This is a genomic window from Limosilactobacillus pontis (assembly GCF_002940945.1).
GTDB lineage: Bacteria > Bacillota > Bacilli > Lactobacillales > Lactobacillaceae > Limosilactobacillus > Limosilactobacillus pontis_A.
In genome coordinates this window covers 36652-47786 of the sequence record NZ_PNFV01000010.1, presented here as the reverse complement: position 1 = coordinate 47786, position 11135 = coordinate 36652, and the positions used below count along the sequence as shown (strand labels likewise).

The window sequence follows — 11135 nt, the reverse complement described above, 5'->3', positions numbered from 1 at the left end:
CCTGAGCCAGGATCAAACTCTCATATAAAATATAAGAACTTGAATAGCTCTAAATCAAATTAATTAAGCGAATTGACTTCGCAAATGTTTTGCTTCAAATCACCGAAGTGATTGAAGACCCTACACATTTAGTTCGTCAAAAACTTTGTTCAGTTTTCAAAGGTCTACCGTGCTAAGCAAGCACCGCTTACTTAGCGTATTTATTATATCATCTAGCTAACAGTAAGTCAACACTTTTTGCTAATTTTATTAAGCAAGTAATCGTGTCTGTCTCATACAAGCTAGCTTATTTATAATACTTGATTACTACCAAGATGTCAATGATTAATTTTACCTATTTAAGATAAACATCAACGCATCTATCTCAACAGCAATATCCATTGTACTATCACCAACACACTTTATCAAGAAAAATATGAATTATTTTTCATGTAGTTCTCACTACTAGCTGTAAAGTTTCATTCCTTGACAGCTTGTGAAAAATAGTTTTGGTATAGCTAACTTTGTCATGCCTCTGAAACACAACAGTTAAATACTATAATCTCTTTGTGACTAAATTGCAATAGTTAATCTAATAGCCCTAGGGTGAAATCGTTTACATTACCACAAAGTTGAAATAAACTAAACATTAGAAGTCCTGAATTATTCATACCTTCAAAAAAAGTCGTCAGTTTTCATGTTTTTCAAAAACTGACGGCTTTTGATCTTGCTTACTATGTATTGAGACTCTAAATTTTGATGGTATCACCTAACGGTGAGTCATTTTTGAATTTTTGGGTGCACTTATCCCTTGATCGTACAGAATTTTTTTAATTGGGGCTATTTAATAGCCTGAATACGCTGTAATACCTGATAAAAGAGTCGATGATAAACGTGATGAGAACTCAGTCGTAACTGGATTCGTCGACCGGTAAACACAACGCGGGCAGCGACTTTGAATAAACGGATTCGTAATGTACTAACACGCAATCCGGTCTCTGTTTTAGGTAGGGCTATTTGCTTCATAAAATTGATAATATTGTACGCTAATACTCTAACCATCATACGGGCAGCGTTGGCGGTAAACGTTGAACTATCAGTCTTATCAAAGAAGAAGCCCTCTTTGGCTTCCTTGATATAATTCTCCATCTGACCACGCTTATGATACAGTTCAAATGCTGCTTCTGCGGTTAAATTTGTCAGATTAGTCACAATAAATTCATGTGAAAAGATCAATTCGCCAGCTACACGAGTTGACTTAACGTATACTTGACGCGGTTTAGGCCACGAAGTGGCCTGATAAGTTGCTGAGTAATAGTGAGTTTCGGTTTCATGCCACTCAGTTGTGTCGCTTATCTGTACAAACTCTTCTGCCAAGTTGTGTAGTCGCTTATTACGTTTGAGGCGAATAATGTAAAAGACATCATCGGCCTCGCAGGTATCATAAACAGCTGGTGTGGCGAACCCGCTATCACCGCGAACCAAAATATCAGTTTCTGGCAATTGGTCTTGATAATGTTTTAATAACGGTTCCAAAAAGGCTTTTATATCTGTGCTGGTATAGGCATTACCAGGCCGTAGGATGGCTTTCAGGAGGTTACCATCATTATCGATAGCTAGTAATGGATGATACCCCTCCGAGCCATAATGGGCGTTATAGTCAGTAGCTTCTTGATTGCCATAAGTGTCAGAATGGGTTGAATCAATATCAATAATGGTGGTCGTCTGATTAGTTAGCAGTCGAGCTTGATCAATAAGAGCTTGATTTAAAGTCTGGAAGGCGTCCACACCTGCGGTATCGATACGTTGCCAGAAACGGGATATCGTTGCTTGTGAAGCTAAGGCTGGTTTGTCCAATAAAAGTTTAAACAGTGGTTCTGCAACCAATGAGGTTGCAGCAGAATCTGTATTATAACCGGCAATGATCTGCAGAACCAACTGCATCAAGATACTTGAATTACTATGCTGACAGTATTGTCGATGGTCGTTGAACTTCAATAGATTGTCAGCTAAGTTCGTGAACTGAAACTTTGCCATCAGTTCAACACACAAGGTTAGGCCACCATCAGAAGATAATTGACCGCCGGTATGCGATGCTAGAATGTTTTTATTGAAACTAAATGCCATTTCCTGTACAGTTTTCATTATAGAGTCCTCTTTTTTTTATAGTGTCTTTTGGTCGAGTTAACTATACCAGAGCTGAGGCTCTTTTTCTGCACTTAAAAGGTGAAAACGCAAAATCCCCATCAAGCACTTGAATCATGTGTTTGATGGGGATTTTGGAGTTTCTGGTGAATAATTCAGGGAAGTGTTAATTATCTATATATTAAAGAAAGGAAGCTATCATTATGACTAAGGTTGCAATGGTTACAGGTGCTGGACAAGGTATCGGTGAAGCAATCGCCAAGCGACTCGCCAACGCGGACTTTGCAGTTGGAGTTGCCGATCTAAATAGCGATAACGCCCAACGGGTTGCTAGCGAAATCAAAGCTAGTGGCGGTGATGCACTGGCTGTTACCGTCAACGTCGCCGACCGAGGCCAGATGTTCTCAGCCGTTCAGCAGACAGCGGACCACTTTGGCGGCTTTGATGTTCTCGTCAATAATGCTGGTCTAGGCCCCGTCACCAGGATCAAGGATGTTACCCCAGAAATGTTCGACAAGGTTATGCACGTTAACGTTGCTGGTGATATGTGGGGAATTCAGGCAGCCCTTGAGCAGTTTGAAAAGAAGCCTCGGCAGGGAAAAGAAGTTATTGGTAAGATCATCAACGCCACCTCACAAGCCGGAGTCCGAGGCAACAAGAATGAGCTCCTCTACTCCAGCACTAAATTTGCGGTTCGTGGCATTACGCAGGTTGCAGCTCGAGACCTGGCTAAGCAAGGAATCACGGTCAACGCTTATGCTCCTGGAATTGTTGACACGCCAATGATGCGGAAAATTGCCGACGACCAGGGCCTAAAGATGAGTGACTACGAGTCATTGATTGCTCTCGACAAGCTATCTGACCCAGACGATGTTGCTAAGGTAGTCGAATTTCTGGCCAGTGATAAGTCCGATTACATTACCGGACAGACGATCCTCTGCGATGGCGGAATGCAGTTTGAGTAAAAGTTAAACAACGGGTCAGGGTATTAGTGCCCCGGCCCATTATTGTTTAAAATGAAAAATCTTCCCAATTAATGGCTGGGAAGATTAGTGAAGTTAGCATATTCAGTTATTAAATCAGACATTCATGGTCTTGCCATACTCGTTGTTGATTGTATCAACAACGTCTTGAGCCTTCATGTCATCCTCAACAACAGTCTTGCCGTCCCGCAGCGTGTACGTTACGTCATCAGAAAGGTTGCTGAAGTCAACATCGTTACCCTTAGCATCAACAAAATCAAACTTCGAGTTCTGGAAGTTCTTAAGAGCATCTTCATTAATTTCCATGATTATGCTTCCTTTCACCGTCTATTATAGTCCCTTTTTTACACCCTGCACACTTTTCTATAATTTTATTTATCGTCAATCGCACAACCCGCCGTATCTCAAGGGAATTCGACTATCACTAGTTCTAAATTAATTTAAAATTAGGAATTGACAAACTAAAATGAGAATGCTTTAATAATGCCAACAAACAATTGAAAGGACCGGATAGTAATGATTCAATTTGTATTAAACACGACCAATTATTATTACAACGCTGCTTATCGTAATTAATGTCTGCACAACAGGTGCGGGCAGAGACGTTCGCACCTAAGCAGGGTTGTGTTTACTATGCCATTTTGCTAGGTGTCTTCAATCTAGCAATTGGGCAGGCAGGATCATACTATTCGCTTACGCGGCCACCAGCTAGATTGAGCAATGTCTCAAGCATCTAGCTGGTTTTTTTATTGGTAATAAGGAGGAAATTATAAATGAGTCTCTTTAAAAAACATCGTCAAACCACCGAGCCAACCCTCGGTTTTGGTGAAAGTCTGATTGTCCTGACTGTTATCCTATGTATCCTAGGCTACCTGATCATCATCCGGCAGCAGGAACCACAAGCACCGCTGTTCATCGCCTTCACCCTGCTAGCCATCTACGGACGGTTACGCGGCTTCTCCTGGGACAACGTCATGGACGGAATGCGGAGTGGGCTGCGAGCCGGGGTCGACCCGCTGATCATTTTTCTATCCATCGGAGTGCTGATCGCTACTTGGATCTTCTCTGGAACAATTCCGACAATCATGTACTTCGGTTTTGAAATCATCTCCGTGAAATTTTTCCTGCCGACCGTCTTCATCGTCTGTACCTTGGTCGGGGTAGCCTGTGGAAGCTCCTTCACCACCGTTTCCACTATGGGGATCGCCTTTATCGGAATCGGTGCCACCCTAAAGATTAATCCAGGTCTGACCGCTGGGGTAATCGTCTCTGGAGCCTTCTGCGGTTCCAACATTTCACCACTGTCTGGAACTACAAACCTGGCCGCTAGCGTTGGTAAGATCAGTATCTACGAGCATATCAAGGCTCTGATGATCACCGATATTCCCGCCTGGGCCATCTGTGTCGTCCTCTACACCATTCTCGGTTTGAATTCTAAGAATGTCAGTCTCGGCGCCGTCCACCAGATGATGCACGGTCTGGCCAGCGGTTTCTGGATCTCTGGCTGGGCACTGCTCCCTGTCCTGCTCTTGATCATCCTAGCCATCCTACAGGTGCCAGCCATCCCATCCCTGGGACTAGGCTCCCTCTTTGCTGCCCTGCTTGGCTGGATCCACGCTCCTGCTACCAGTATCAGTATGATCACCAAAACGATCATGACGGGTTTCGTCTCTCATACTGGAGATAAGACCATCGATACTCTCCTCTCCAAGGGCGGAATTGCTAGTATGCTGACATCATTGGCCCTGATCGTCTTTGCCCTTGCCTTGGGTGGCCTGCTGATCAAGTTCAACATTATCGGTGCCATCATTGACCACCTTTCTAGCGCTATCCAGACACCAGGGCGGCTCACCCTGGCTACCGCTATTACCTGTGTGGGAGTCAACTTGATCGTCGGTGAGCACTACCTCGCCATCATCCTGCCCGGGCAATCCTTCCTCAAATCATTTGACCAACTGGGTCTCAAGCGTAAGTTCCTCACCCGGATCCTGAACGATGCTGGTGCGGCAGTCAACGCTATCGTTCCGTGGAGTGTTTCTGGTGTTTTTATCGCCGGAGCCCTGCAGATCAACCCATTGAAGTTCATCCCCTGGGCCTTCTTCCCGTTCTTGGTCACCATCCTTGCAGTAATCACCGGAATGTTCCTGAAGGTACCAAAAAAGGTGACTGCCAGTCATACTGCTTAAATAATGTTGCGGCTGATAGAAAGCTCTGTTTTCTCTCAGCCGCTTTTTATCGTTATATTTTTATCTTCACAAATTGGTCTAGGTGAATTAATTGAGCAATAATCCTTTCCTAATTGTATCAAATTGTTAACGTTTATCATTGTAATCGCCGGTGATATTGTTATGAAATGCACTTTTCAACCCTCAAATGGCCATTAAATTTAAAGACTTTCCTATTGAATTGGTCTAGCTAACTACTATACAATGAAGGCAATTCCGTAAACTGTACTCAATCAATTAGGAGGTAATCCTATGGCTTATCAAACCATTAACCCATATACTAATGAAACTTTAAAAACATTTGCTAATACCAGCGATGCTGAGCTTGAGGAAGCCTTGACTAATGCCCATGCTCTTTATCAGGAGTGGCGAAAAAACGATTGTTTAGCTAAACGCAAACAGGTTATTCTCCGTCTCGGGACCCTACTCCGCGAACGCAAGACAGCCTTGGCTACGATTATGACTAAGGAAATGGGGAAGTTAATTGGAGAGGCTGAGGGCGAGGTTGAACTTTGTGCCTCTTTTTGTGACTACTACGTCGCCCACGCCGACCAATTTCTCCAACCTACGGTAATCGCAACTACATCCGGCCGAGCCAAAGTTTTGAAACAGGCACTCGGCGTCCTAGTAGCTGTCGAGCCGTGGAATTTCCCATTCTACCAAATTGCCCGAATCTTCATCCCCAACTTCATTGTTGGCAATCCAATAATCCTTAAGGACGCCTCCAACTGCCCATCCTCGGCCCAAGCCTTTGCAGATCTAGTAATTGAGGCTGGAGCACCGATTGGTAGTCTTACCAATCTCTTTCTCAACTACGATCAGGTCGGGAAAGCAATCGCCGATAACCGTGTTGTCGGGGTCTGCCTAACCGGTTCTGAACGTGGCGGGGCTTCCGTAGCTACCGAGGCCGGCAAAAACCTGAAGAAAAATACAATGGAACTGGGTGGCAACGACGCCTTCATTGTTCTCGATGATGCCAACTGGGACCAGCTCGTGAAGGTGGCACCTGCCGCCCGTCTATATAATGCCGGTCAAGTCTGCACTTCTTCCAAACGCTTCATCGTCAATGCCAAGTTCTACGACCGTTTCCTGGAAATGCTAAAAGAACACTTTGCCAACGTCAAAATGGGAGATCCACTCGACCGTTCAACCACCTTGGCCCCAATGAACTCTAAGCGGGCCAAAGAAAAGCTTCAGGCCCAGGTCACGATGGCCGTTGCAAACGGTGCTAAGGTTTACTACGGCAACCAGCCAGTCGATAATCTGACGGGACAGTTCTTTATGCCAACCATCTTAACCGACATTACCCCAGACAACCCGATTTTCGACACCGAAATGTTTGGACCGGTTGCATCCGTTTATAAGGTTAACAATGATCAAGAGGCCATCGAACTGGCCAATAATTCCAGCTATGGCCTTGGCAACACCATCTTCAGCAGCGACTCAGCCCATGCTGAACAGGTTGCTGCTCAGATCGAGACCGGAATGTCATGGATCAACTCCGGTTGGGCATCACTACCTGAACTGCCATTTGGTGGCGTTAAAAACTCCGGTTATGGACGTGAGCTGAGTCAATTAGGCTTTACCGAATTCGTTAATGAGCACTTGATCTACGAGCCACGGCAATAATATTTAAATAAAAGCAACGAAAAAGCGTCTCTCCGCGGTTTGAAGTGGAGAGACGCTTTTGATGTCGAGGACCATTTCCAAGATCCCGGGCCAGGGCGAATTGGGAATCAGTTATGTGTGTTATATCAAAGCTTATGAAATTCGCCGTTGGTCCGAAGATTTCACGGCCGAGTCAGGATCTCAACATCCCAACCGGCCAGGGTTGGACAGGCCGCCCGATCGGTCAGCAGGTCCTGGTAGCCACGAAACTTCATCGGCAGTTTCTGCGGGTCGTTGCTCATGTTCAGCACGAAGTACAACCGCTGACCATCAGTGGTCGTCCGCTCGGTGATCTCCAATTTTGTCTGCTCGTCGACCAGCGGACGGACCCCGCTGGTCTTAACAACTCGGTCAATAATATGCCAGAGCCCGTCGTGGTCAAGGCGGCTACCGACGTACCAGGCCATTCCCCGGCCATACCGATTCTCGGTGACCGCCGGAGTGCCCGCGTAGAACTCGTTAGCGTAGGTCGCCACGGCTTTGGCACCCGTCAGATGAATTTGATCGCAGATCAGTTGGGCATCGTACTGGTGGTCATTAATACGGACCGTAGTTCGGTGTCCCGGTACCACGGCGTCACTTTCCTCGACCCAAACACCGGTGACCTCCTTTAGGGGACCGGGATATCCTCCCAGATAGACGTTGTCGGATTCATTGACCATCCCCGACATGAAGCTGGTCATAAAGTGGCCACCCGCTGCAACGTAGCGGCTGACCTTCTCACCCAGGCCGGGTTTAACCATGTAGAGGACCGGGGCCACTACAAGGTCATATTGGCTGAAGTCATCGTCGACACTGATCACGTCAGTCGGGATGTTGCGCTCGTAAAACTGGCGGTAATAGTCCAGAATGATTGGCACGTACTGGAGGTCCTGGGTAATCCCATCAACATATTCGAGGGACCAGAAGTTACTCCAATCGAAAACGATCCCAACCTTGGCGTGGATACTGGCATCCTTGACGGTCGGTCCGACCTTCTTCAGATCATGCTCCAGCCGGGCCACCTCCCTGAACGCCCGCGTATCGGTGCGGCCGGAATGGGCAATCACTGCGCTGTGAAACTTCTCCGACCCACCGATCGCCTGTTTCAGCTGGAAGAACTGGACGGTATCGGCACCGTGGGCCACCGCCTGCAACTCAGTCGCCCGCATCTGCCCGGGCCGCTTAAGGGGGCTGTAAGGCTGCCAATTGACCTGGGCCGGGGTTGACTCCATCAGCATGAACGGCCGGTGCTTCAGCGTCCGCATCAGGTCATAGAGGAAGGCCGGGTGGTAGGTTGGCATGTCATAAGTCGGGTAGCTATCGTAGGAGATAATATCCTGATCGCGGGCCCACTTCTGGTAGTCAACCATTTTGTTTGGCAGGCTGTGGAAGTTAGTCGTTACCGGCACATCCGGGGCGAAACGCTCGATGATCCCCTTCTCCATTCTAAAGAGGTCAAGCATCGCATCAGACTGGAAACGCAGGTAGTCAATCGATAGGCCAGCCACAATCGTCTCCGTGCCCTCGGGTCCCCAGGCGTCACCGAGCTCGTTTGGTACCATGATTTCGTTCCAATCATGGATGGTGTGACTCCAAACATTCATATTCCAGGCCGCATTCAAGTTATCCAGGGTCTGATAACGATCCCGTAGCCACTTGCGGAAAGCCGCAGCGCAGTGGTTACAGTAACAGTTGCCACCGTACTCGTTGTTAACGTGCCAGGCAACGATGTGGGGATTATCACCGTAACGCTTGGCCAGCCGGGTGACCAAGTCGCCGGCAAGCCGCTGGTAGTCCAGACTGGTTGGACAGAAGTTGTGGCGCTGGCCGAAGACGTGGCGTCGACCCTGATAGTCAACCCGGGCAACCCCAGGGTATTTCTTGAACATCCATGCTGGCATGGCAGCCGTAGACGTCGCCATCACTATGTCGAAGTCCGCCTTGCCTAGTTCGTCAACGATCTGGTCTAACTGACTGAAGTCGTACTGGCCCTCTTGGGGTTCCAGCAGTGACCAGGAGAAAACGTTGATCGTGGTCGAGTTGATGTCGGCCTGTTTGAAGACCCGGATATCATGAGGCCAAGTATCGGTCGGCCACTGTTCTGGGTTGTAGTCCCCGCCATAGAGAAAGCGGGGCAGCACTTTCTTTTTCATGTTAATTGACCTTTCTACTTAAACTTAACCGTGGTGACATGATCACCATGCTTGATAGTACTGCCGTAAGCAATTGGTGAAACATCCGTGACCCGATGTGGCTGGGTGAAGAAGGTGATCACCGTATCCTGATAGCCAGACTCCCTGATCAGTTGCCGATTGAAGTCGAAGAGCAAGTCGCCCTTCTTGACCACCTGGCCATCGTTGTAGTGACTGATAAAGCCGTCACCACGCATGTTAACGGTGCCGACCCCGATGTGAACCAGCAACTCTAAACCATCTTTGGAAACAATCCCGAAGGCGTGCCGAGTGCCGAAGGTAAAGCAAACCTTGCCGTCAAATGGCGCATAAATGTGGTTACTGGTTGGCTGGATTGCAAAGCCTTTGCCGGGGAAGACCTGACCATCATGGTCAACGACATCCGTCATCGGTACCAGTTTACCATCAACCGGAGCATAGATCGTCGTGGCCTTAACAGTGGCTGTTACAGTATTCTTAGCAACCGAAGCACTAACGTTGTCATGCCCCGCCGCCAGTTGGTCCTTCAGCTTTTCAACTACTTCGGCGTGCTTCTTTTCACTCAGGGTAACCTTCGTCAGAAAGACGATGATCGCTAATACGGCAAAGGCCAGTGGGATGTAAAAGGCCATGCTATCGAAGGTCCGGATGTCGTGGGCTGTCATGTCAGCCGCAGTCGCTGTCCCAGTCATCCCAGCCGCGATGGCGATGTAACCGACCAGTCCGTTGGAGATGGCTCCGGTCAGCTTATCGATCATTGGCCGCACCGCCAGAACAACGGCTTCGTTTCGCTGACCATTCTTCAGTTGACCATATTCAATCGCGTCCGTCAGGGTCAGAACCGTGACCAGTTGGGCAAAGTTAATGTTAAAAAGTACCAGACCAAGGTCCATCATGAAGACGTTGGACCGGAAGAAGATAAAGATCACGTACGCCAATGCCATTGAAATCTGGCCCGCCGTGAACAGCCACTTCCGCGGAATAAACTTGTTTAAGACGGGAAAGAGTGGACTGGTGCAGAAACCGATGATCGTGGCAATGACCCCCACGATCCAGAACTCGCTCGGCTTACCAATAACGAACTTATAAAGATAGAAGAGCACCCCATTGGTGATGACGTAAGCACAGGAGTACAGGAGGTAGGCTAAGCTTGGCCAGAGAATCTGGTCATTGTGGAAAATGGCCGAGAAGACTTCCCGGATAGTTGTCTTGTCCTGAGCGGAATTCCGAATGATGTTGTGCTTTTCCTTGGTACCCAGGCAAACTGCCAGCGCACTCAGCAGAGCGATGATGGAGACGATTGCCGCAAAGGCAAACCAGCCAATCGGACCTTCCTTGTGCTGGCCCGTGGCCAGGTAGGTGAAGAAGGTGACCACCGGAACCACGATGATCGTCAGCCCGTTCCAGCCGATCGTTCCTGCAAAGGCCCCGAGTGAGGTGTAGACCCCCCGCTCCTCGGAATCTTCACTCAGTGCTGGGACCATACCCCAGTATGAAACATCGGAGAAGGAGTAGAAGATATCAAAGAGGATGAAGATGATCACGAACAGGATCGCAAAGAGCACCCAGTTAACCTTGGCCAGGCCGAAAATCCCGGTGAACAGGATCAGCAGCAAGGCAACACTAACAATGTTCCCAATCATGATCCAGGGTTTGAACTTCCCCCACCGGGTCTTGGTGTTATCGACAATGTTCCCCAGAAGCGGGTCAATGACCAACTCCAAAATCCGAACAGTGACAATTAGCCCAGTGATCAGGCCAATCAGCTTATCAGCAACCGATGTTTTCAAACCATTAAACATGCCCCCGGTGACGAAGATAATGAAATAGGTGCTCATTACCCCATAAAATGCCGAGTGCCCAACGTTACCAAAGCAGAAGGATGCTCGTGAGATCCACTGCTTAGCCGTTAACTTATGACCCTGTGTCATAAAACCAAACCTCCTAAAGCTATCTTTACTAAAATACTTGTAACCGTTTAC

7 protein-coding genes are annotated in these 11135 nt (G+C 47.8%); 3 read left to right on the top strand and 4 right to left on the bottom strand.

Features of this window, described 5'->3' with window-relative positions:
* Positions 1 to 819: 819 nt before the first annotated feature.
* Positions 820 to 2124, bottom strand: coding sequence for an IS1380 family transposase (locus CK797_RS07860; protein ID WP_104689209.1), 1305 nt, complete (start codon positions 2122 to 2124; stop codon positions 820 to 822).
* Positions 2125 to 2327: 203 nt separating this feature from the next.
* Between CK797_RS07860 and CK797_RS07855 the strand changes: the two genes are divergently transcribed.
* Positions 2328 to 3089, top strand: a complete 762-nt coding sequence (locus tag CK797_RS07855; protein WP_104689208.1) for an acetoin reductase — start codon at positions 2328 to 2330, stop codon at positions 3087 to 3089.
* 114 nt (positions 3090 to 3203) lie between these two features.
* Here CK797_RS07855 and CK797_RS07850 read toward each other — a convergent pair whose 3' ends face one another.
* A complete protein-coding gene (locus CK797_RS07850) occupies positions 3204 to 3413 on the bottom strand; it encodes a hypothetical protein (RefSeq protein ID WP_104689207.1) in 210 nt (69 codons plus the stop codon).
* 467 nt (positions 3414 to 3880) lie between these two features.
* Here CK797_RS07850 and CK797_RS07845 point away from each other — a divergent pair, with 467 nt between their 5' ends.
* A complete protein-coding gene (locus tag CK797_RS07845) occupies positions 3881 to 5293 on the top strand; it encodes a Na+/H+ antiporter NhaC family protein (protein ID WP_104689206.1) in 1413 nt (470 codons plus the stop codon).
* Between the two features lie 291 nt (positions 5294 to 5584).
* A complete protein-coding gene (locus CK797_RS07840) occupies positions 5585 to 6961 on the top strand; it encodes an NAD-dependent succinate-semialdehyde dehydrogenase (RefSeq protein WP_104689205.1) in 1377 nt (458 codons plus the stop codon).
* Between the two features lie 161 nt (positions 6962 to 7122).
* On the opposite strand, the gene CK797_RS07835 is transcribed toward CK797_RS07840, so the two are convergent.
* The gene (locus CK797_RS07835) at positions 7123 to 9135 is read right to left on the bottom strand and encodes a beta-galactosidase (protein WP_104689204.1); all 2013 of its coding nucleotides are present in this window, start codon (positions 9133 to 9135) and stop codon (positions 7123 to 7125) included.
* A 14-nt stretch (positions 9136 to 9149) separates the two neighbouring features.
* Positions 9150 to 11084 carry a PTS sugar transporter subunit IIA gene (locus CK797_RS07830; protein ID WP_104689203.1) on the bottom strand — a complete coding sequence of 645 codons (1935 nt, stop codon included), beginning with the start codon at positions 11082 to 11084 and terminating at the stop codon, positions 9150 to 9152.
* Positions 11085 to 11135 lie beyond the last annotated feature (51 nt).